Annotated in this window: 22 protein-coding genes; 15 read left to right on the plus strand and 7 right to left on the minus strand. The window is 42.9% G+C overall.

Annotated elements, in window-relative coordinates:
- Positions 1 to 44 precede the first annotated feature (44 nt).
- Genes CSD97_RS02750 through CSD97_RS02765 form a run of 4 tightly spaced genes read left to right on the plus strand, consistent with a single transcriptional unit; the run spans position 45 to position 3,789 of the window.
- On the plus strand, positions 45 to 1,190 hold the full coding sequence (locus tag CSD97_RS02750; RefSeq protein ID WP_098031934.1) for a glycosyltransferase family 1 protein: 1,146 nt from the start codon (positions 45 to 47) through the stop codon (positions 1,188 to 1,190).
- A gap of 3 nt (positions 1,191 to 1,193) precedes the next feature.
- Positions 1,194 to 2,231 carry a histidinol-phosphate transaminase gene (locus CSD97_RS02755; RefSeq protein ID WP_022401857.1) on the plus strand — a complete coding sequence of 346 codons (1,038 nt, stop codon included), beginning with the start codon at positions 1,194 to 1,196 and terminating at the stop codon, positions 2,229 to 2,231.
- Positions 2,228 to 2,959: a phosphocholine cytidylyltransferase family protein gene (locus CSD97_RS02760; RefSeq protein WP_005825963.1), complete on the plus strand. Its 732-nt coding sequence runs from the start codon at positions 2,228 to 2,230 to the stop codon at positions 2,957 to 2,959. The genes CSD97_RS02755 and CSD97_RS02760 overlap by 4 nt, the downstream gene beginning before the upstream one ends.
- A gap of 17 nt (positions 2,960 to 2,976) precedes the next feature.
- Positions 2,977 to 3,789, plus strand: a complete 813-nt coding sequence (locus CSD97_RS02765; RefSeq protein ID WP_098031935.1) for a LicD family protein — start codon at positions 2,977 to 2,979, stop codon at positions 3,787 to 3,789.
- Between the two features lie 46 nt (positions 3,790 to 3,835).
- Here CSD97_RS02765 and CSD97_RS02770 read toward each other — a convergent pair whose 3' ends face one another.
- On the minus strand, positions 3,836 to 4,804 hold the full coding sequence (locus CSD97_RS02770) for a glycosyl transferase family 90 (RefSeq protein ID WP_057097429.1): 969 nt from the start codon (positions 4,802 to 4,804) through the stop codon (positions 3,836 to 3,838).
- A 212-nt stretch (positions 4,805 to 5,016) separates the two neighbouring features.
- Between CSD97_RS02770 and CSD97_RS02775 the strand changes: the two genes are divergently transcribed.
- Positions 5,017 to 6,015 carry a glycosyltransferase family 9 protein gene (locus CSD97_RS02775; protein ID WP_005833792.1) on the plus strand — a complete coding sequence of 333 codons (999 nt, stop codon included), beginning with the start codon at positions 5,017 to 5,019 and terminating at the stop codon, positions 6,013 to 6,015.
- Here CSD97_RS02775 and hldE read toward each other — a convergent pair.
- From hldE to CSD97_RS02800, 5 genes are all read right to left on the minus strand, one after another.
- Entirely contained in the window at positions 5,996 to 7,426 is a 1,431-nt protein-coding gene (gene hldE / locus CSD97_RS02780; protein ID WP_098031936.1) for a bifunctional D-glycero-beta-D-manno-heptose-7-phosphate kinase/D-glycero-beta-D-manno-heptose 1-phosphate adenylyltransferase HldE, read from the minus strand. The genes CSD97_RS02775 and hldE overlap by 20 nt on opposite strands.
- Positions 7,423 to 7,911, minus strand: coding sequence for an HAD family hydrolase (locus CSD97_RS02785; RefSeq protein WP_098031937.1), 489 nt, complete (start codon positions 7,909 to 7,911; stop codon positions 7,423 to 7,425). Before CSD97_RS02785 ends, hldE begins: the two co-directional genes overlap by 4 nt.
- Positions 7,904 to 8,485, minus strand: coding sequence for a D-sedoheptulose 7-phosphate isomerase (gene gmhA / locus CSD97_RS02790; protein WP_008662056.1), 582 nt, complete (start codon positions 8,483 to 8,485; stop codon positions 7,904 to 7,906). The genes CSD97_RS02785 and gmhA overlap by 8 nt, the downstream gene beginning before the upstream one ends.
- A gap of 36 nt (positions 8,486 to 8,521) precedes the next feature.
- Entirely contained in the window at positions 8,522 to 9,271 is a 750-nt protein-coding gene (locus tag CSD97_RS02795) for a lipopolysaccharide kinase InaA family protein (RefSeq protein WP_005825949.1), read from the minus strand.
- A gap of 83 nt (positions 9,272 to 9,354) precedes the next feature.
- A complete protein-coding gene (locus tag CSD97_RS02800) occupies positions 9,355 to 11,169 on the minus strand; it encodes an LTA synthase family protein (protein ID WP_098031938.1) in 1,815 nt (604 codons plus the stop codon).
- Between the two features lie 261 nt (positions 11,170 to 11,430).
- Here CSD97_RS02800 and CSD97_RS02805 point away from each other — a divergent pair, with 261 nt between their 5' ends.
- From CSD97_RS02805 to CSD97_RS02845, 10 genes are all read left to right on the plus strand, one after another.
- The gene (locus tag CSD97_RS02805; protein ID WP_057097437.1) at positions 11,431 to 12,495 is read left to right on the plus strand and encodes a CDP-glycerol glycerophosphotransferase family protein; all 1,065 of its coding nucleotides are present in this window, start codon (positions 11,431 to 11,433) and stop codon (positions 12,493 to 12,495) included.
- Between the two features lie 12 nt (positions 12,496 to 12,507).
- Complete coding sequence (locus CSD97_RS02810; protein ID WP_022401851.1) at positions 12,508 to 13,518, plus strand: glycosyltransferase; 1,011 nt, start codon at positions 12,508 to 12,510, stop codon at positions 13,516 to 13,518.
- 19 nt (positions 13,519 to 13,537) lie between these two features.
- Positions 13,538 to 14,614, plus strand: a complete 1,077-nt coding sequence (locus tag CSD97_RS02815) for a glycoside hydrolase family 99-like domain-containing protein (RefSeq protein ID WP_005825939.1) — start codon at positions 13,538 to 13,540, stop codon at positions 14,612 to 14,614.
- Positions 14,611 to 15,555 (plus strand): glycosyltransferase family 2 protein, encoded by a 945-nt coding sequence (locus tag CSD97_RS02820; RefSeq protein WP_005825937.1) that lies wholly within the window; start codon positions 14,611 to 14,613, stop codon positions 15,553 to 15,555. Before CSD97_RS02815 ends, CSD97_RS02820 begins: the two co-directional genes overlap by 4 nt.
- Positions 15,555 to 16,838, plus strand: coding sequence for a glycosyltransferase family 4 protein (locus tag CSD97_RS02825; protein WP_022401850.1), 1,284 nt, complete (start codon positions 15,555 to 15,557; stop codon positions 16,836 to 16,838). The genes CSD97_RS02820 and CSD97_RS02825 overlap by 1 nt, the downstream gene beginning before the upstream one ends.
- A gap of 12 nt (positions 16,839 to 16,850) precedes the next feature.
- Positions 16,851 to 17,726 (plus strand): glycosyltransferase, encoded by an 876-nt coding sequence (locus CSD97_RS02830; RefSeq protein ID WP_005825931.1) that lies wholly within the window; start codon positions 16,851 to 16,853, stop codon positions 17,724 to 17,726.
- Positions 17,727 to 17,737: 11 nt separating this feature from the next.
- The gene (locus CSD97_RS19005) at positions 17,738 to 17,986 is read left to right on the plus strand and encodes a hypothetical protein (RefSeq protein WP_229075252.1); all 249 of its coding nucleotides are present in this window, start codon (positions 17,738 to 17,740) and stop codon (positions 17,984 to 17,986) included.
- A gap of 61 nt (positions 17,987 to 18,047) precedes the next feature.
- Positions 18,048 to 18,875, plus strand: a complete 828-nt coding sequence (locus tag CSD97_RS02835; protein WP_244284010.1) for a glycosyltransferase — start codon at positions 18,048 to 18,050, stop codon at positions 18,873 to 18,875.
- Between the two features lie 15 nt (positions 18,876 to 18,890).
- The gene (locus tag CSD97_RS02840) at positions 18,891 to 19,865 is read left to right on the plus strand and encodes a glycosyltransferase family 2 protein (RefSeq protein ID WP_057097439.1); all 975 of its coding nucleotides are present in this window, start codon (positions 18,891 to 18,893) and stop codon (positions 19,863 to 19,865) included.
- 4 nt (positions 19,866 to 19,869) lie between these two features.
- Positions 19,870 to 20,793 carry an alpha-1,2-fucosyltransferase gene (locus CSD97_RS02845; protein ID WP_098031939.1) on the plus strand — a complete coding sequence of 308 codons (924 nt, stop codon included), beginning with the start codon at positions 19,870 to 19,872 and terminating at the stop codon, positions 20,791 to 20,793.
- Between the two features lie 93 nt (positions 20,794 to 20,886).
- Here CSD97_RS02845 and CSD97_RS02850 read toward each other — a convergent pair.
- On the minus strand, positions 20,887 to 21,116 hold a 230-nt coding region (locus tag CSD97_RS02850), incomplete at its 5' end, for a transposase (protein WP_143272406.1).

The following is a 21,116-nucleotide window of genomic DNA, read 5'->3' on the forward strand; positions in this document are numbered from 1 at the left end:
ATATGAGGATTATCTTGTACATTTGCAGCTGAAACTTTTTAGAGATGAGAATAGGATACGACGGAAAACGGGCTGTGCAGAATTTTACGGGATTGGGCAATTACAGCCGGTATGTGGTGCAGTCATTGTCAGCCTTTGCTCCGGAAAACGAGTATTGGTTGTATGCTCCGGTACACCGTGAAAATCAGCAACTCTCGTCGATGGTGGCTGAAAGCCGGGGAACGGTATCGGTACATTATCCATCTTATTGGCTCTGGAGAGGAATGACTTCGTTGTGGCGTGTGGGAGGCATACGCAGGACTTTGAAACGGGACAACATACAGCTGTTCCACGGACTGAGTAACGAACTTCCCTTGACCATCCATCGGGTACGGGAAGTAAAGAGTGTGGTGACTGTTCACGACCTTATTTTCCTGAGACTTTCACATTGTTTTTCGTTGGTCGACCGCTTGATTTATAACTACAAATGCCGCTATGCATGCAAGCATGCAGACCACATCATTGCTGTGAGTGAGTGTACCAAGCGTGACATCATACATTATTATGGAATTCCTGCGGATAAAATTTCCGTTATTTACCAAGGGTGTAGTTCTCTGTATGCCTGTCGTGTCGGTAAGGATAAGCGCAAGGAGGTGATGCGGAGTTATCGGTTGCCCGAACGCTATATCTTGTCGGTGGGCACCATTGAGGAGCGTAAAAATGCGCTGGCCATTGTGAAGGCTTTGGAGTATCTGCCCGATGAACTGCATTTTGTTCTGGTAGGGAGACCCACAGCCTATATCCATCAGCTGAAAGAGTTTATGACAAAAGCCGGATTGCAAGACAGAGTACATTTTCTGCATGGTATCCCTTCGGACGATTTACCTGCCATTTATCAGTCGGCCGAGACTTTTGTATACCCATCCGTTTACGAAGGTTTTGGCATCCCTATTCTTGAGGCTTTGCATTCCGGCATTCCGGTGGTAGCAGCAACCGGCTCTTGTCTTGAAGAAGCGGGGGGGGAGCATTCATTGTATGTGCGTCCCCATGATGTGGAGGGATTGGCGGCAGCGATTGCCCGTACACAAGAGCCTTCTTTGCGTGCCACCATGATTGAGGAGGGGCTGAAGTGGGCACAGCGTTTCACGGAGGAGCAGATGGCGCGTGAGACGATGGAGTGTTATCGGAAAGTATTAACAAAAGAAACCTAAGATATGAATTATTTGGACCGCAATGAGTTTAACTACGCACCTTCGCAAGAGGTGGTGGAGGCTCTGAAGAATTTTGATATAAACAAACTCTGTTTCTATACCCGTATCTACGACGAAGGCAAGAAGAGCATTCTGTCCGTTTATCTGTCCGAGACTTACGGAATCGATGAGCCGCAGGTGCTGTTGGGTTATGGTGGAGAAGATATATTGAAACAAGCAGTCCACTATTTCCTGACCCAAGAGGATGGGAACAAGACGATGCTCATTCCTAAATTCTCGTGGTGGTACTATAAATCCATTGCTGATGAAGTGGACGGGCATACGTTGCAGTATCCATTGTATGAGGATGGCAATACCTTTAAATATGATTTCGCTGCCATGAAAGAGATGGTACAGCGTGAGAATCCCAAGGTCTTATTAATCGCTTCGCCCAATAATCCCACCGGTAACGGTCTGACCCCTGCAGAATTGGACGCTTTGTTGGCTGAGTTGCCCGTAACAACCATCGTTTTGGTGGACGAAGCCTATGCCTCTTTCGTATCTACTGATACGGACTATATTAAGATGCTGGTTGATAAATATCCCAACCTGATTATTTCACGCACGCTTTCCAAGTTCTACGGATTGCCCGGATTGCGCATGGGTTTTGGGTTTATGAGTAAGGAGTTGGCCAACTTTGGCAAATACAGCAACAAATATCTGGGTTATAACCGTATCTCTGAGGATATTGCTATTGCCGCACTGAAATCGGATGCGCATTACCGGAATATAGCACGGCTGATGAATGAGAGTCGCGCCTGCTTTGAAGCGGAGATAGGGACGTTGCCTGGTTTCAAGGTATATGAGTCGGTGGCGAACTTTGTCCTTATAAAATATCCGATTGTCTTGAAAGAACGCTTACAGAAAGCTTTTGCCGACGAGGATTATAAGGTGAAGTTCATGAATGAACCAGACATCAATACCCATTTGCGTATTACCTTGGGGCGTCCTGAACAGAACCGTATTGTCATTGACACCATTAAAAAAATTGCATTACAATGAAAGCGGTTATATTGGCTGCAGGGATAGCTTCGCGTTTGCGTCCGTTGACTGATACCACTCCAAAATGTCTGTTGAAAGTTGGAGAGCGTTGTTTGCTGCAAAGAGCCTTTGATGCATTGCTGCAGAATGGCTTTCGGGAGTTTGTCATTGTCACCGGTTATAGACAGCAGCAGATTGTGAACTTTCTGGAAGCTCATTATCCGGCATTGGAGGTTACGTTTATCTATAATGAGAAATATGCTTCTACCAATAATATCTACTCTTTATGGCTTACACGGCCTTATGTAGATAAAGAGGACATTCTGTTGCTGGACAGCGATATCCTTTTTGACCCGCAGATTGTAGCCAAGTTGCTTGGATATGGTCAAGCGGATGCGTTGGCTCTGAACCATCATACATTGGGGGAAGAGGAAATCAAGGTAATAGCGGACAATGATGGCAAGGTGTTGGAAATCAGTAAGACGTGCTCCATATCCCGAGCTATTGGCGAGTCTATTGGCATCGAGAAGATGTCTGCCGCTTATACAGAAGCGCTTTTCCGGGAATTGGAGGTTATGATTACCAAAGAAGGTTTGGATAATATCTTCTATGAACGTGCTTTTGAGCGTCTCATACCACAAGGACACTCTTTCTATGCGCTTGACACTACCGAATATTTTTCTGTGGAGCTTGATACGGTGAATGACTTTGAACAAGCACAGCGGTTGATTCCTTCACAACTTTATTAATTAATGGGCTGATTTTTATGGCAGATTATGATATACGTCCTTTGCAGCTTCGTATTTTGAAGATATTGCTTGCTGTGGATAAAGTTTGTAAAGAACATGGTTTGCGCTATTATATAATGGCCGGTACTATGCTTGGTGCAGTCCGTCATAAGGGATTTATCCCTTGGGACGATGATTTGGATATCGGTATGCCGAGGGCTGATTATGATTTGTTGATGTCTCATTCCAAGGAATGGCTTCCCAAGCCTTATGAGGCTGTCTGCGCAGAAAATGATCCGAATTATCCATTACCTTTTGCCAAGATACAAGATGCGGATACGACTCTTATCGAGCGTATGCATTTGAAATACTTGGGAGGTATCTACTTGGACGTATTTCCATTGGACGGTGTACCGCAAAGCAACCTGAAACAGAGGATTCATTTTGCCCGGTATGACTTTTACAAGCGGGTGCTCTATTTTATCTACCGCGACCCTTATAAGCATGGGAAAGGTCCCGGCTCATGGTTGCCGCTGCTGTGCCGGAGACTTTTTACTACTGCCGGCGTACAGAGGAGTATCAGAAATGTGATGACCACCTATGACTTTGACAAGTCTTCTTTAGTTTGTGATTATGATGACGGTATGCGCGGCATCATGCCCAAGGCAGAGCTGGGAACTCCGACTCCCGTTTCGTTTGAGGACGAAACTGTGTGGGGAGTACAAGATTATGATACCTATCTGACCAGAAAATATGGAGACTACATGGTTATACCGAAACAAAGCGGGCAGAGACAGCATAATTTCCACTATCTGGATTTAGATAAGCCCTACAGAGAATATGGAGCCTGATTACCGGTGTAACTGAAAGTCAATGATGTAATAATGCTATCAATGATTAGAGTTGTCCGGTCATCTTGAAGTACTTTTCCAATACAAGAAGGGATATCAATTGTTCCCGTTTTTTATTCTTGAATTGCTCTATATACTCATGTGCATGTTCGATTATTGCTTGAGCTTCATCAGTATGAGCCATGTAATATTGCAGTCTTTCTTCCAAATCAGAGAAGTCCGGTTTGATTTCAATGTAGTGATAGTTAGGAATTAATGTGCCTTCCATGAACCAAGTTTCACAAGTAGGACGGGGCATTACGGCAATAGAGTTGGAAGACATTACCCATTTTAGATTGCTGGCAACATCATAGCCTTCTATGGCTAGAATAAATTTGTATTCCAATTGTTCTTTAATGGTCAATTTTCCAATGCACCACGTAGGATTGATAGTATCCCGGCTGATATCTCCCAAATCGCACATGGGATGGCCAAAATACATTTTCATGAATTTGATTCGCTGCTCTTTGTCTGTTACTTTTCCGCGAAAGACAGCCATATCTTTTTTCTCTGTAAATTTTTTCTTGTCACGGACAAAAATAAAATGCCTTATCTTGTTGAGTTTCATAATAACCCCGTTTCCGTTGTTTTCAGTTATAAGACGGCTTTTTGAAATGGATGGGATTGGTGGGACGAAATCCACATCACCGGCACATAGGTTCAACCGTAGTTGTTGGGAAAACCAGCGGGTATAGCAGCGGGTATCATAGATATAGACTTTGTGCCCTTTTAGTTTATGTTCTGCGAGTGCAGGTACCGATTCGGGCAATATTGCACCCGGTAAAAGTTTGTTATAGTAGTTTACTCGGTATAAAATGTAGTCTTTATCTTTTCTGTCGGATAAAGATGCCAACTTATGACGAAGCTGCATCTGAAAGAATATATTGGGTATCAGCATACCGAGCATATTCTTTATATAATAGATAAGTTTGATGTTCTTCCCGCTTCTTAGGGCATACAATAGTTTGTACTCCATTGATTTCGTTTTTTATTCAGTAGGTGCATTGTATGAAATATGATGCAAACTTATATAAATAAATGAGAACTTCCAATTGAATTTATCCTTTAATTATCATATTCTTTTTGTAATAAAGAGTTGCTCTGTTTTCAGATTTTGAGTAGTCTGGTTTGTTTTTTCGTTGTTAACGCTTACTTTTGTGCCGAATCAGCAATTCTAATAAATTTGTTATGACCAAATTCTTAATTATCCGTTTCAGTTCGATAGGGGATATTATCCAGTGTATGGGAATTATCGGTGGAATACGTGAACGGTTTGCAGATGTGGAAATTCATTGGATTACCCGGAAAGATATGGTGGGGACCTTGTCGATGGATGGCAGGATTGATAAAATCTGGGCGTTTGACAAGGAGACCGGACTTGCCGGATTGTTGAAGATGGCGGCTGATTTGAGAAAAGAGCATTTCGACTACATTTATGACGCTCATAGTAATATCCGTTCCAACATATTGAAGCTGATAGTGTCTCCATTGCCTTTTGTGAAACCTTACGTTGCTCTGCGGAGCAAAGAGAGAGGCAAACGCTTTTTGTTGTTCAAACTGGGAATCAACCATTTCGACAAGCCTTTCAGGGGGATGGTGTCTTTTCAGAAACCATTGAAGAAATGGGGAATTACGCATTTTCCGGACAACTATCACGACTGGCATTTCCCGGATGAAATACGTAGCAAGTATGAGAACTTTGTAACCAAAGATATGATTACGCTGGTGCCGTCTGCCAACTGGGAAATGAAACGCTGGCCCGTTTCCTATTGGAAAGAATTGGTTGCCCTTCTTCCTGAGTATAAATTTGTTATTCTGGCTGGTCCGAAGGATACTTTCTGTGAGGAAATCAGAAGTGCTGCACCGGAACGGGTAGTTAACCTTGCGGGACAAACCTCATTGATGGAGTCTTCTTACATAGTGTTGCGTTCCAATCTGGTAATCAGCGCTGATACGGGTTTTATGCATGCCGCTGATTTGTTCCGTGTTCCTGCTTTTGCCTTGATGGGACCTACGGCCTTCGGTTTCCCTACGGGACCTACGGTGGAAATACTCGAAACAGCCCTGCCTTGCCGTCCGTGCACCAAAGACGGACGGGGTAAATGCAAGCTGGCTGTTTATCAGAAGTGTATGGTGGATATTACCCCCCAACAAGTCGCTGAAAAGATTATTGCTTCTCTTGGTTGATGGCGCCTATAGTCTTTGTAGTGGAATAACCGTCTACGAAAGGGATAGTTACTGTTTCTTGGGCGTACTCCCTGCCTACAATGTTTTCTATGGCATAGTCGCCACCTTTTACCAACACGTCCGGTGCAACTGTTTTGATGAGATTCAGAGGGGTATCTTCCGTAAAAATCACTACGTAGTCCACTGCTTCCAAGGCTGCCAGGACTGTGGAGCGGGCGTTTTCATCATTGATAGGGCGCGATTCCCCTTTCAGACGTTTTACTGAGCTGTCCGAATTCAATCCTACGATAAGTACGTCCCCCAGTCTTTTGGCCTTTTCCAGATAGCACACGTGTCCTTTGTGCAGAATGTCGAAGCAGCCGTTTGTGAATATGATTTTGCGCTCCTGCGCACGCAGTTGTTTTATAGTATCTGCAAGTTGGGAAATAGGAATAAGTTTGCTGGCCGGTTTCCCGATTTGTAGCTCGTCCTGCAATTCTTTGAACAGAATGGGGCTGGTGCCTATTTTCCCGACTACAATGCCGGCCGCTTTATTGGCAAGATAAATGGCATCTGCAATAGGGATACCGGCTGCTAGCGCAGCTGCTAAAGTTGCCACGACAGTATCGCCTGCACCTGAAACGTCATATACTTCCCTTGCTTCGGTAGGAATGTCTTGTGAGGCTTCCGGAGCTATATATGACATACCTTTTTCGGAACGTGTCACTAATAGAGAAGTAAGGTTATACTCCTTCAGTATCCGGTCTGCTGCGCTATGGATTTCTTTATCCTCATTTTTCACATCCACTCCCGAAACAGCCGAAAGCTCTTTCAGGTTGGGGGTGATGATGGTTGCGGAACGGTATTTCTCCCAATTTGTCCCTTTGGGGTCTATAATGACCTTCTTCCCTTGCCCGGCAGAGGCGGATATAACCTGCTGGCATACTGTATCATTGCATACTCCCTTGCCATAATCCGAAATCACGACAATGTCCACTTCGGGGAGTGCACGCTTCACGGCATCCAGCAGTTTCTGCTCAATCTCTTCGTTCAGGCATTCATTTTCTGTTTCAAAGTCCAGCCGTACTACTTGCTGGCTGTTGCCTATTACGCGGGTTTTGGTGATGGTGGGGTGTTCTGTATAAAACAGTTCGTTTCTGATGCCCAAATCAGCGAACATCTCCTGCATTGTGTTTCCGTTGTGGTCGTTGCCGAGCAGGCTGACGACATACGGCGAACAACCCAGTCCCAACAGATTTCTTGCCACATTGGCCGCTCCTCCCAATACATTGTAGGTACGGGTGACACGGACCACTGGTACGGGGGCTTCGGGAGAAATCCTTTTCACGTCCCCTATGTGGTAAGTATCCAGCATCACGTCTCCGATGACAAGCACCTTCTTTCCCTTTATACTGTTTAATTCTGCGTTCATAATAGGTTGTTTTTTAATTGGTTTGCCCAGTATATAAGCGGATGTTCCTCTGTGACCCGGAAAGACTTGACACCGCTTCGTTCGCCGCATTCCGTATCCGATTTCTTATCTCCGAACATATAGGATTGGGATGGGTCGATTTCATATTTCTTCATCGCTTCCGTCACCATGAAAGGAGAAGGCTTACGGCATTCGCAATGTTCTTCCGGAGCGTGAGGGCAAGTATAGAAATCGTTCAGTATAACTCCATGTTTTTCCAGCTCTTGGGCGAGTGCCCGGTTGAACTGTTCGGCGTCCTCCAGTGTAAAGTAGCCACGTCCAATACCGGATTGGTTCGTGATGACAATCAGCAGATAACCCAATTCCTGAAAAATGCGGAGTGCTTCGGCTACACCGGGCAATAATTCAAGCTCTTGGGTCTTGTAAACGTAGCCGAAATCAACATTGATGGTACCGTCCCGATCAAGGAAAATCGCTTTATTCATGGGAGAACAGTTTATTGTCAACGATGCCGCACAAGATATGTCCGATGGTAATGTGCACTTCTTGAATCCTGGCAGATTCGGCGTGCTGTATAATCAACGGGTAATTGCAAAGTTCCTTGCACCTTCCTCCATCCCTTCCCAGGAGCCCTATGGTGGTGATGCCCATAGATTGTGCCTTCTGCAAGGCATGCTCTACGTTGGGAGAGTTGCCGCTGGTAGAAAGGCCTATCAGAATATCACCTTTCGTTCCCAAGGCTGCTGTCTGCCGTTCGAAGACGCGGTCGAAGCCATAATCATTGCTGACTGCGGTCAGGATGGAAGTGTCGGTTGTCATGGCGATGGCGGGCAGGCCTTCCCGTTCGGTCACGAAACGTCCGACGAGTTCGGCGGCGATATGCTGGGCATCGGCTGCACTGCCGCCGTTACCGCAAAGCAAGACTTTGTGCCCTTGTCGAAGGGCTTGTACTATCAGATTGCCGACGGTTTCGATGTCGGCAAGCATTTGCCGGTTGTTCAGGATATTTTCTTTGAGCCTGATACCTTCTTGGATGGACTGGGTGATATAATCTTGCATAATTTTCTAATCTCGTTGGTACAAAGATACGACATTTCAGAAATGAAGCTTGCTTTTGACGAAATTTTTAAATTGTCTTTGCTTTCTCCATTTCAGTCTGCTGAAGAGAGTGAAGAATATGCATTCTTCAATATCGAATCCTCTTTGCTCGGCATATAGAGGTATTATTTTCATGAAGTCATCGGCGGGAATACCCAGTTGGCTGAAGGCATTCATGGACATTCTGATACCGGGTACTTTACCGAGCTTCAGGCGGTTGATGTCAATGAGGGCGAAGTGATATTTGCCGTTTGTCTTCCGGTAAAATATATTCTTGGGATTATAGTCCAGTGGCAAGACCTTGTTCAGATGTAATTGGAGAGTGAAGTCTACGAGGTCATGTCTTAGCCGTTTTTTCTCTTCTTCCTCCATTTCCGTACCGAACATATCCGTAACAAGCGGGTAGGGGAGGTATTCGGAAATAAAGTATCCGGTGTGGAAGAAACCATTCTTTTTGATTTCTATATAAGCTACCGGAGGGGCGGTCTCTATTCCCCGTTGCAGAAAAAGTTCTGCATATTCAAAGGCGCGCTGCGCTTTGCTTTTGCGGAACCAAGTGTAAATGAGGCAGTTTATGAGGGCAGGTCTTTTGTATTTCTTGATTACGAAGTCCTTGTCTCCGAACCGCACTCTTTCGACTGTGTTCCTTCGGTTACAATAAACCTCTTCCCGTTCATATTCTTCCGATGGGATGGCTCGGATATAACTCTCGTAGGCGGCATAGTGCGGATGAATATGTACCTTCATTGCTTTTATTTACATTTTACTTCTTTTGAACGGTGCAAAGATAGTGCAAACCGAAAGCAGAACAAAATGAACTTGTTCATTTTTTATTTTGAGGTGCCGCCTATCTTCGCTTTTGAGCAAAGATAATCAAAATGTATCATCTGGTCGGAAATATCGTATGCTTTTTTAGCGAACTCGGCTTCTGCCGGGGTGGGCTCTTCACCTACCACCTCCATTTGGGGGCTGATGGCGAATCCTTTCTTGCATGGGTCGAGGATGCTTTGGCCCAATCCGCTCCAGTAGTAATCATCCAGTTGGAGCAGGTTCAGCAGGGTGGGGTACATGTCGATTTGTCCCATCACTTTGTCATAACGCATGCCTACCGGAGAGTTTACTATGATGAAAGGGGTGAATGTCTTGTCGGATACGATACCCTTGCCACCGGGGGCGTTACACAATTCTTCACGGTAGGTAGCCAGTCCTTCGTGGTCACCGGTGATGACGATAAGGGTCTCGTCGTATTGTGGGAGTGTTTTCAAGTACTCCACGAATTTTCCTATCGCCTTGTCCGTATAGCGTGCGGTGGTCATATAGTCATTCATTTTCTGTGGAATGGCCGGAGAGAAATGAATCTCTTTCAATTCTTCAGGCAATTTGAAGGGAGCATGGCCGGAGTAGGTCACCAGCTGCATGTAAACATTCTCCCCCTTCTTCCAGATTTCCCCCTTCTCTATTTTTTGGCGGCATTGCGCCAGGAAGGAGCCGTCTCCGGTACGTTTGTGCGTGCCAAAGGCCTCTGTCAGTTCAAAGTCATGATAAGCAATGATGGTGTCGGTCCCGAAACTGTAGGCTATGACGCCTTGGTTCCAGGTCGATACTTTATCAATGGTCAGGAGGTAGTTGCGCGAGTTCTTCTGCTGATGCATGGCTTTTTGCAGGGTTCCGTAGGTGTGGTCAGGATATTGGCTGCTGTATGTGCCGCTGTTGATAGGCAGCATACCGGCGCAAAGCAACAGCTGTGCATCAATGGAACGTCCTCCTTTCACTTGCGTCAGTACGTGGGGAGCGTATAAGGTGGTGGAGTCTTGCAGCAGTTTGTTGAGATATGGAGTAATCTCTTGCCTTTCCACTTCCCTTTCGAGTACCCAGCTTTCCAAAGATTCTGCCAGGATGACGATGCAGTTGTTGCGGATTCCGATACGTCCGGTCAAAGGGTGATGTCCGGGTTTCTGGCTCAGCCACTCCTTTATCTCTTGCTGTATCTGTGGGGTGGCCTCCTGCTTCTGGTTGATGAGGTCATAGCATAGGCTTCCGAAGACGGTATACATGGAAGTGGTGCTTGCACACAGATAGGCTTTCTGGCGGACGGTGTTGTATGCTTCCTTGAATCCTCCTTTGGCCAGGGTGGTGATGGCAAACAGCAGGATACCGATTCCCAAAGCTCCTCCGTAATACTTGTATGATGTTCTTCCGGCGGTATTTCTTTTGTAATGCCAATAAAGGGGGATACTGGCAATGGTAGATAGAGGGAAGAAGATGTCGTACCAGCGGAAGGAGTCGTAAACGCTTCCGGTGAAATCGGCGAGGTTTCCAGAAAGTCCATAGCTGTTAAGTGGGATGGCAGTATAGTAGGTGCGGAAATACATCAGGTTGACAATCAGTAGTATATCCAGCAAAAGCATGATGACTATCTCTGTTTTCCAGAGCCGGAAGAACTTATAGGGGACGAGAAGTACGAGGGTGGCTATTATTTTGGTCGCATAAAATTCGATGGTAGAGAATGAAGCGAATGTGGTGGGTATGCTCCAGATGAAATCGAATAGCAGGAATTTGAAAAAAATGGTGATTCCGAACAAAAGAGTCACTTTATCTGTTGCCCCTTGTTGGCTGTTGGAGCAATGAAAAAGATTTCTTCTCATAAAATAGTATTTTTAAAATATTGGGGTGCAAAGATAGATATTTTAGAGAAGAAAAAGCTTCATAAACAGCAACTTTTGGAGAAAAGTTGATAAAAGTCATTTTTTTTTCTGGATTGATGCAGTATATGCAGAATTCTTGTATTTACTTTGCAGACGTTTAAAGCAAAGAAAGCAAAACTGTTACAAACTAAGGGCTGGATTTTATTGTTCTATTGGTAATTTGAGGTGACGATTGTGTCGTTGCCGTGATATTTTGAGTGTATGAAGAAGCATTATTTATTTTTCGTTTCGGTAGCCTATTCCTATCCTATACTTCGCCCGCTTCAGGACGAAATCAGGCGTAGAGGGGATGAGGTCGCATGGTTTGTTGAACCAGACTGCCCGGTTCTGTTGGATCAAGATGAGAGGTGGCTTCAATCTGTTCAGGAAGTGATGGATTATCAGCCTATTGCCGTGTTTGCGCCGGGCAACTATATTTATGATTTCTTCCCGGGAGTGAAAGTTTCCCTTTTTCATGGCTACCCCATCAATAAGCGTGGCGATGAAAAGGACGACCATTTTTCTGTCCGCGGATGGTTCGATGTCTATTGCACGCAAGGAGAAACGAGCACTCTTCCTTTCAAGGAGCTTGAGAGGAAATACGGCTTCTTTAAGGTATACGAAACTGGCTGGTGCAAGGCGGATACTTTCGTGAAGGAACGTGCACATACTCCTCATAATGCACGTCCGGTAGTTTTGTACTCTTCTACGTTTACAAAAAATATAACTTCTGCTCCTCATCTGTTTGATACCATCAAGAGACTGGTGCGCGAGAAGAACTGGGATTGGATTATTTCGTTCCATCCGAAATTCTCGGATATGGAAGTCCTCAAGAAATACAAGGAACTGGCCGCTTCCTGCCCCAATATTACTTTCCACGAGGGTGGACTTGTTGATGCCAAGCTGCTGAACAGTGCGGATGTGCTGTTGTCCGATGCTTCGTCTGTGATTGTTGAGGCGATGATGTTGGACAAACCGGTGGTGACTTATTGCAATACCATGCCGGGACCCCATTTGCTGAATGTCACCGAGACGGATGCTGTGGAAGGAGCGATAGAAAAGGCCATTTCCCGTCCGGCAGAACTGATGGAGCAGATGCGTGCCTACGTGCACAAGCATGAGGCGCATCTGGACGGTGAGTCCTCTTCACGGGTACTGGATGCCGTAAACAACTACATCTGGTATTTTCAAGGTAAGACCAGAACCAAGCCCTGGAATCTGGTGCGTAAGTTTAAATTGCGATGGCGGGTGGGCTATCCGTTGATGGCCACTTTGCGGTTGTGGTAATTGTCATAGCTTATGGAGAACACTGAGACACTACCTCTGATAAGTATTATTGTACCGGTCTATAATGTAAAGAATTACTTGGAGAAATGCCTGCAATCCATTTGCGGGCAGACTTATAAGAATCTGGAAATAATATTGATTGACGACGGCTCTTCCGATGGTTCGGGAGAGCTTTGTAATTTATTTGCCCAAAGGGATGGGCGGATAAAGGTTATCCACCAGACGAATGCAGGTCAGAGTGCAGCCAGGAATAGAGGTTTGGCGGTAGCTCAAGGTGAACTCCTTGGTTTCGTGGATAGCGACGACTGGATTGAACCGGATATGTACGAATTCTTGTATCACTTACTGAAAGAGAATGGGGCGGATATATCCATTTGCTCGCATTATATAGAAACTGCCGTAAAGACCAGAGTGAAGCACTCTTCTGGGCAATTCTCCAGCTTTTCTCGTGAAGAAGCTATCCGAACATTGGTAGAAGATAAGCGTATAAGAAATTATATGTGGGATAAATTGTATAAGCGTCAATTATTTGCTGGAATATATTTTCCGGTAAATAGAGTTTTTGAAGATATTGCAGTTTCTTATCAGATATTTTATAAAACGCAGAAAGTCGTTATGCAAGACTGTCCTAAATATCATTATTTGAAACGTGAAGGAAGTACTACTCAAGGTAAATTGTATAATTACGAAAAGGAATATCTGCTCTTTCAAACTGTCTATGAACAAGTGAAATTTGTGCGAGAAAAAGAAATATGGGATAAAGCTCCTTATTGTGTACATGAACGGGGAATTCATTTGATTGACCATTTGATGATGCTTCCTCAATCTTCTTTGATAGATGATGTTATCAATGATGTATTAGCCAGAATGCAGGAGTTTGATAATGTGTCGTGGCCGCAATTGGATGTTATGCATATATTTAAGCGCCGTATGATGTATTGTCATCTAAAGGTTTATAGATGTATTTACCGTTTAGTGAGGACATTCTTCAAATCTAAACGGTATAAATTCCAAACATTATAACTTTAATTGAATCTCAATAATGAATAAAGCAAGGGTTATAGCTTTTTATCTACCTCAATTTCATCCAATACCAGAAAACGACAGATGGTGGATGAAAGGTTTTACGGAATGGACTAATGTAGGAAAGGCACGTCCATTGTTTCCAGGACATTATCAGCCTAAGGTGCCGGCAGATTTGGGATATTATGATTTGCGAGTGCCGGAAACACGTAAGGCGCAAGCTGACATGGCAAAAGAATATGGTATCGAAGGCTTTTGTTACTGGCATTATTGGTTTGGAAATGGAAAGAGACTCTTAGAGCGCCCGTTTAATGAAGTATTGTCTTCTGATGAACCGGATTTTCCTTTTTGTCTGGCTTGGGCTAATGAGTCATGGAGGGGCTTTTATCACGGCATAAAGAGCAAAGATACTTTGATAAATCAGCTTTATCCGGGAGAACAAGATTATATAGCTCATTTCCACGAGGTATTACCTGCTTTTAAAGACCATCGCTATATTACAGTGGATGAGAAACCGTTGTTTATGGTTTATCATCCTTTGGATCATCCGGAGATGAAAGAGTTCATTGAACTCTGGCGTACTTTAGCTGTGCAGAATGGCTTGAAGGGGGTTTATTTCATAGGACAAACCTATCATTTGAAAGAAGAAAAAGAGAGACTTATGAAAATGGGGTTTGATGCTATTAATGTTGTACGCTTGTTTGACTTTGAGAAGAAAGCTGCTCTGACTTATAAATATGCGAAATGGAAACATAAAATATTTCGTATTCCTAAGGTTGTGGAGTATAAGAAGGCCAGTTCTTTCTTTGTGGGTGATGAAGAATATGAAGAGAATATTATACCTACCATTATTCCTAACTGGGATCATTCTCCACGTTCCCGTGGTAAATCGTTGGTCTTGAATCACGCTGAACCTTCTTATTTTGCCCGACATATGAAAGAAGCGATAAAGCGTATTGAGAATAAGCCTTTAGACCATCGGCTTGCATTTGTAAAATCATGGAATGAGTGGGCTGAAGGGAACTATCTGGAACCGGATTTACATTATGGAAAACGTTATCTGGAAGTGATAAAAAAGAATGTTGTAGAGGGATGATTTCTATGGAAGAAAAGATAGCAATTGTTATTCCGGCATATAAGTGCCGCTTCCTCCGACAGACATTGGATTCTATTGTCGTACAGACTTGTCGGAGTTTTACTGTTTACATAGGTGATGATGCAAGTCCTCAGAATCTGAAGGAAATTGTTTCTGATTATGCGGATAAAATGAATATTGTCTATCGACGTTTTGATACTAATCTGGGTGGAGTGGATTTGCCGGGGCATTGGGACCGTTGTATAGCACTTGCAAAAGAACCGGTTGTTTGGTTCTTTTCAGATGATGATTTGATGCCGCAGGACGGGGTAGAGCGTATTATAAAAGCATTAGAATGCTATGGTACGAGGCATGGGATGTTCCGTTTTCCCCTTGCTGTGATAGATGAAAATGGCAAGATAATACATAAAAATCCTTCATTGCAGGAATATCCGGTTTCGGGCTATCAGTTTTTGTTGGATAAATTGGAAGGAAGAATTTATTCGGCTGCTTGTGAATATGTTTTTACTCGTGATATATATGAACGGATAGGCGGTTTTGTGAAGTTTCCATTGGCGTGGTGTTCAGACGATGCAACGTGGACAAGCATAGGTGAAAATGCAGGTGGAATGATTCCTTTGCCGGGTAAGCCGGTTTGTTGGCGAAATGTGATGGGCGAGAATATAAGTTGTTCCTTCAATTATGATGAAGAGAAGATAGTAGCTACAAGGCAATTTATAAAATGGGTTTCAGTTTTTTACTCGGACAGACTTCAAGATAGAAAACTACAGCATGCGATAAAGAAATATGCCCATACGATATTGCATTATAGTTTGCAAGATCGTTATAAATTACATGATCTTATGGGTATTTGTCGTAGTTTATGGTATATTTGCCCTTCTGTATCATTAAGTGTGGCATTCCGCATGTGTAAGTTGAAACTTAGAAATCGAAAGAGATAATGAAGAAAATTCTTTTTATACTTCCTTGTGTGCCTTATCCGTTGACTGCTGGAGGTAATCAGGCCTTTTTCAATATGGTGGAATATATCCGGCACAAAATGTCTGTGTCTTTGTTGCTTTCTCCGGAAAATAAGGAGATGAATGATGTCGAAAGTTTAAGGGCTTTATGGACAAATGTTGATTTCTATCTTTTTAGGGAAGAAGATGCAGAACCTAAGACTCGTTGCCCCCGATATTACCGTTGGTTAAAAAAGATGTCTGAATCCATTTCCCGCAAGATGCAACGGCAACTGTATTCTTTTCAGCAAGAGCGTCCGTATAAGAATATGACGTTGAAGAATTCTTGTTTTAAACCTTTTCCCAAGGCATACGTAGAGTATGTGTCTGACATCTCACGTCGTGGATTTGATATTATTCAGGTTGAGTTCTATCCATTGATAACATTGGGGTATCTATTGCCAAAAGATGTACAAACAGTGTTTGTGCATCATGAACTGAGGTATATACGTAATGAAAATGAAATGGAATGCCTTACTCATGTAACAGATGAAGACAAGATGCTCTATGGCATTGCTAAGGATATGGAGAAAGCCGCTTTACGTCAATATAAGCATGTAATTGCATTGACGGATATTGACCGTTTATTGTTGGCAGACTTGGTTGGACAAGAATGCAATATTTATGTTTCTCCGGCAGTGGTACAGATAGAGTCTGCTTATGACAGAATTGTGAAGTCGGCCTCTGTTCGTCTGACATTTGTTGGAAGTGAAAATCATTACCCGAACCAGGATGCAGTAGATTGGTTTTGTCATGAAGTAGCCCCTTGTTTGCGTGTTCAGGGTTTTAAATTTGTTTTTCAAGTGATTGGGACATGGAAGAGCCGTTACGTGAAAAGTCTTCAGGCAGTATGTCCGGAAATGGAGTTAGTGGGTTATGTGGAGGATTTGCGGGAATACTTGAATGGGAGTATCGTTCTGGTGCCAATTCGTATTGGTAGTGGTATGAGGATGAAAATATTGGATGCGGTTTCCTCTATGGCTTCTTTTGTAACTACGACAAAAGGAGTTGAGGGAATTGACCTACGTCACAATGAAGAGTGTTTGATTGCTGATAGCGCAACTGATTTTGCAGCAGCAGTCATTCGTTTGGAAGCGGATAAAAAATTGCAAGTCAGGCTGGCGACGCAAGCATTGAAGCGTTTGCGTGAACTTTATAATCCTCAGGAAATGTTGGAGAGAAGACTGGCTGTTTATGATGAGATATTGCAAAATAATACAAACTAATAGCATCAGATTATGCTTTCAATCATAATTTGTTCGGTATCTCCCGAACGTTTGGAGCAAGTAACCCGGAATATTCATGATACTATTGGTGTTGATTATGAAATCATTGCTATTGATAATCGTGAAAAACAATGGCCGATAGCGCGTGCGTATAATGAGGGAGCTTCTCGGGCACATTATCCCTTTCTGTTTTTTGTCCATGAGGATGTAAAGTTTCATTCGGTAGGCTGGGGAAAGTGCATTGAGAAGAAACTTAAGGAACCGGATTGTGGGGTGATAGGTTTTGCCGGTAGTAAGGTGAAATTGAAATGCTATTCGGGATGGGGAGATGTGTATAAGTGGGATGTTATATTCTATTATCAGAGCGTTGGAACTGAAACCCAATTTCGTGTAGCATCGGTTACTATGGAGCATCCTTTTAAGGAAGTGCTGGTATTGGATGGCTTTGCCATGTTTGTGCGTAAGGATGTATGGGCTAAATATCCTTTTGATGAGGAATTGTTGACGGGTTTCCATTGTTATGACTTGGATTTTACATTGCAAATAGCTGCGGATCGTTGTTATAAAAATTATGTATGTTGTTCTTCTGAGGTCTTGATAGAGCATTCTTCACAAGGGAATTTTAATCAAAGTTGGTATCAAGATACGATTAAAATGCACAAATTGAAGTGGAATAAGATGCTTCCAATGAAAATAGAGGGATTTGAATTGGGAGAAAAAGAAATGAGGAAGCAGGAAGAATATACCTTCAGTGTCTTTTTGCGTAAGTTATTGAAAGCGGGATATCCTGAGGCGAAGGTGGTGCTGAAGGACTTTTTAGCTTACCCTTATTCATGGAAACATTTACAGCACTGTATTAAATATGTGTACAAATATCTTGTAAGCTAATTGTGGTTGCTATGAAATTGGTTTTTTTATCACATGTTAGTGATTGTGCCGGAGGAGCACAAAGATGTTTATTGGATCTATTGCGGGGGCTTAAGCATATTCACCCTGATTGGCAACTCTATATGGTTCTTCCTGGTCCGGGAGATTTGCTTGATGCCTGCTCCCCTTATATTGATGGCTATAGGTTCTTACAAATGGAATGGTGGCTTGTAGGTAAGGACATGGATATCGGCACGAGAGAGAATTTCTTATATTCGTAAACTATCGAAGTATTCCATTAAATTAACCCGTTACTTGAGAAGGATAAAGCCGGACTATGGAATGACAAATACTGTGGTTTTTCCTCATTTGGCAATATCATGTAAGATGTTAGGGATAAAGCACTGTTGGTTTATCCATGAGATACCTGATGTGACTTGGCTGAATCTTAATCCTGTTTTTGAATTTCGTTTTATCTTTAGAGCGATTGATAAATTATCAAATAAGATATTGGTAACTTCCAGATATGCAGAGTTTCATTATCAAAAGGTGATGACAAGCGCAAAAATAAGCAGCATCACCCAAGCTGTAGAATTGCCGATGACGGTTGGAGTGGATGTGAAATGTGATAGACATACGCGGTATACTATCTTGTTGGTCGGCGCTTTTGACTCTAATAAGGGACAGATGGAACTTTTGCAGGCGGTAAAGAGAATAGTGGCTGAAGGGAAGGATATTCTTTGTTATCTGGTTGGCCCGGATGTTGGCTTTATGCCCAAATGCCAAAAATATATTCAAGATAATGGTCTGGATAACAATGTAAAAATTGTCTCTTACACGCAACAGGTGGTTTCTTATTATGCTTTGGCTGACGTTGTGTTGGTTTGTTCCACTTTTGAAACTTTTGGTAGGGTTGCTGTAGAAGCTCAGAAATGCGGGTTGCCATTAATCCTTTCTGATGTGGGGGCAAATCCGGAACGCATTGAGGATGGAGTGAATGGGCTCCTTTACCAGAAAGGAAATATTGCGGAATTAGCAGAAAAGATAGAAATATTGCGGGATGAAAACGTTAGAAAAATGCTCTCCAAAAACATCGATTCCATTGCAATAGAGGAAAAGTATGGTATTGATAACTTTGCATCAAGTTTCTGTACTTTGTTGGGCTTGTAGAATGTAATTGTAAATATGATGAACGATACCCTTTCTCCCTTAGTCTCTATTATAATTTGTGTCTATAATGGTGAGAAATATTTAGAGAGATGCCTTCAAAGTGCTATGTCCCAATCCTACAAGAATATAGAGATCATCGTGGTCAATGATGGAAGTATGGATAATACTCCGGTCATTATAGAAAATTATGTAAAGTTGGATTGTCGTATTATTGTTATAAACAAACAGAATGGAGGAATATCCGAAGCGAGAAGAATAGGTGTGAATCGGGCACGGGGGAAATATATACAGTATTTGGATTGTGATGATGTTTTGATGAGCAATGCGATAGGATGTTTGGTGAACCGTGCTGAGGAGACTCAAGCCGATGTTGTTGTTGCTCCTTTCTTTTTTTGTGAAGATGGCGGAAGAAAGGAGTCGGACAGCATGGAGTTTGAACAAATGTCCGGGATTGAATATTTAAAATGTATCCTCTGTTCAAGGGCATATTGGGCTATGTGGACCAAGTTTCATTTACGTTCTTTATATGATGAGGGGATTGAAAGGCTCGGCATCTCGTTTGGAGAAGATGTTGCTTTGTCTACGCAGATTTTAGTTCGTTCGGGAAAAGTTGTTTCTATAAATACTCCGATTCTTGATTATTATGTTTATTCCTCTTCGGTATCTCACGATTTGGGAGAGAGAGCATATCTTGATTTCAATGTTTATGTGCGCTGGTTTGATGACTATATAGAACGGAACGGATTGCATGAGGAATTTGCAAGAGAATTAGCTTTGTTCCATATAAAGAATACTCAAGCGCGGCTCCATTGGAAAAAGGTAAAGGATGTTAATAAAGAAATGAATCGGTTGATGATAGGGCTTGGGGATTATCCGGAATTTTGGAAATTACTGTCACGCCGTGAGAAGAAGATAGTTACTACTTATAGGTTATCATCGTTGTTGGGATATTGGAGACTGTATTATTATAATTGGAAAAATAAATTATAGAGAAATGAAAATCATAGAAAGGTGGAAGAAAAGCCTGTATAGAAAGGCTGTAAAACATAGACTGATAGCCCCTCAAGTGATAGTACTTATGGATGGCGGAGTTTGTTCTCAGATGCACCAATATCTGCTGGGTAGAATTTTTGAAAATGGAGGACATAAAGTGCTCTATGATTTGTCTTTCTATGAAGAGTGGGGAACAGATATGAATTACCAGTTTGTACGTAACTTCGATTTGTTGAAGGCTTTTCCTTACTTAAAAGTGAAGTCCGCTTCTAAACTGGCTTTGTCTGTCTATAAGAAGAAATATTTTAATTTGGGTAATAATACTTATGGCAGGCAGGATGACTTCTCTTTTCTACAAAAGAAGCCTCCGGTCTATTTAGGTGGTTATTATCATGTTCCGGCTGATATTTGGCTTCCGGTATTCCGGTCGCTTTTTAGAGTAATGCCCGAGGTGCTGGATGCACAGAATAAATTGCTGTATTCAGAGATTGATTCACGTCCTTGTTCCGTAGCTGTTCACGTAAGGCGTGGGGACTTGAAAGTAGAAATTCCGGCTTACGGCAAACCTGCTTCATTGGAGTATTTCAAGTCGGCAGTGACTTATATGCAGGATAGGGATATGTCTTCTTTCTTCTATTTCTTTTCAGATGAGCCGGATTGGGTGAGGGATGAACTTATTCCGCAACTTTATCTTACGGAAGGTAATTGTAAGATTGTTGATATAAACGGTTCTGATAAGGGGTATATGGACTTGTTTCTGATAGCTCGTTGCAAGCATCAGATTACCAGTAAAGGGACTTTAGGTAAATATGGTGCTCTTTTAGGAGATAATTCAGAGAAAATGGTGGTGCTTTGTAATGATGAAGTGGAATATCCATGGAAAGAATTACTTCAAAATGCCATATTTTTAGGTAGTGTAAAATAAACTGTGTCACGCATTATTTATCTCTAGAAAACTCATCGGTCGGGGAACGGCCTGCGCCAAGGGGCGGGACCACCCGTCCCGACGAGCGTAAAATTACAATAATTTAAACCGGTTTCCAAACTTTATAGCCAGTTGTTGCGAGATGGTAGCCCAATTGGCCAGTGGCATGGTCCATTTCTTACGTATATTGCGGTATGCAAGATAAACAAGTTTCTCAAGGGCTGTATCCGATGGGAACACGCCCTTGTTTTTTGTTACCTTGCGGATCTGACGGTGATACCCCTCAACGGTATTTGTGGTATAGATAAGCTTACGGATGACCG

Origin of the sequence: Bacteroides sp. AR29, from assembly GCF_900217715.1 — a bacterium.
GTDB classification, from domain to species: domain Bacteria; phylum Bacteroidota; class Bacteroidia; order Bacteroidales; family Bacteroidaceae; genus Bacteroides; species Bacteroides uniformis.

Excerpts from the sequence above, each read along its gene's own strand:
- CSD97_RS02750 (WP_098031934.1), top strand. The coding sequence starts at position 45 with ATGAGAATAGGATACGACGGAAAACGGGCTGTGCAGAATTTTACGGGA.
- CSD97_RS02755 (WP_022401857.1), top strand. The coding sequence starts at position 1,194 with ATGAATTATTTGGACCGCAATGAGTTTAACTACGCACCTTCGCAAGAG.
- CSD97_RS02760 (WP_005825963.1), top strand. The coding sequence starts at position 2,228 with ATGAAAGCGGTTATATTGGCTGCAGGGATAGCTTCGCGTTTGCGTCCG.
- CSD97_RS02765 (WP_098031935.1), top strand. The coding sequence starts at position 2,977 with ATGGCAGATTATGATATACGTCCTTTGCAGCTTCGTATTTTGAAGATA.
- CSD97_RS02770 (WP_057097429.1), bottom strand. The coding sequence starts at position 4,804 with ATGGAGTACAAACTATTGTATGCCCTAAGAAGCGGGAAGAACATCAAA.
- CSD97_RS02775 (WP_005833792.1), top strand. The coding sequence starts at position 5,017 with ATGACCAAATTCTTAATTATCCGTTTCAGTTCGATAGGGGATATTATC.
- hldE (WP_098031936.1), bottom strand. The coding sequence starts at position 7,426 with ATGAACGCAGAATTAAACAGTATAAAGGGAAAGAAGGTGCTTGTCATC.
- CSD97_RS02785 (WP_098031937.1), bottom strand. The coding sequence starts at position 7,911 with ATGAATAAAGCGATTTTCCTTGATCGGGACGGTACCATCAATGTTGAT.
- gmhA (WP_008662056.1), bottom strand. The coding sequence starts at position 8,485 with ATGCAAGATTATATCACCCAGTCCATCCAAGAAGGTATCAGGCTCAAA.
- CSD97_RS02795 (WP_005825949.1), bottom strand. The coding sequence starts at position 9,271 with ATGAAGGTACATATTCATCCGCACTATGCCGCCTACGAGAGTTATATC.
- CSD97_RS02800 (WP_098031938.1), bottom strand. The coding sequence starts at position 11,169 with ATGAGAAGAAATCTTTTTCATTGCTCCAACAGCCAACAAGGGGCAACA.
- CSD97_RS02805 (WP_057097437.1), top strand. The coding sequence starts at position 11,431 with ATGAAGAAGCATTATTTATTTTTCGTTTCGGTAGCCTATTCCTATCCT.
- CSD97_RS02810 (WP_022401851.1), top strand. The coding sequence starts at position 12,508 with ATGGAGAACACTGAGACACTACCTCTGATAAGTATTATTGTACCGGTC.
- CSD97_RS02815 (WP_005825939.1), top strand. The coding sequence starts at position 13,538 with ATGAATAAAGCAAGGGTTATAGCTTTTTATCTACCTCAATTTCATCCA.
- CSD97_RS02820 (WP_005825937.1), top strand. The coding sequence starts at position 14,611 with ATGATTTCTATGGAAGAAAAGATAGCAATTGTTATTCCGGCATATAAG.
- CSD97_RS02825 (WP_022401850.1), top strand. The coding sequence starts at position 15,555 with ATGAAGAAAATTCTTTTTATACTTCCTTGTGTGCCTTATCCGTTGACT.
- CSD97_RS02830 (WP_005825931.1), top strand. The coding sequence starts at position 16,851 with ATGCTTTCAATCATAATTTGTTCGGTATCTCCCGAACGTTTGGAGCAA.
- CSD97_RS19005 (WP_229075252.1), top strand. The coding sequence starts at position 17,738 with ATGAAATTGGTTTTTTTATCACATGTTAGTGATTGTGCCGGAGGAGCA.
- CSD97_RS02835 (WP_244284010.1), top strand. The coding sequence starts at position 18,048 with ATGACAAATACTGTGGTTTTTCCTCATTTGGCAATATCATGTAAGATG.
- CSD97_RS02840 (WP_057097439.1), top strand. The coding sequence starts at position 18,891 with ATGATGAACGATACCCTTTCTCCCTTAGTCTCTATTATAATTTGTGTC.
- CSD97_RS02845 (WP_098031939.1), top strand. The coding sequence starts at position 19,870 with ATGAAAATCATAGAAAGGTGGAAGAAAAGCCTGTATAGAAAGGCTGTA.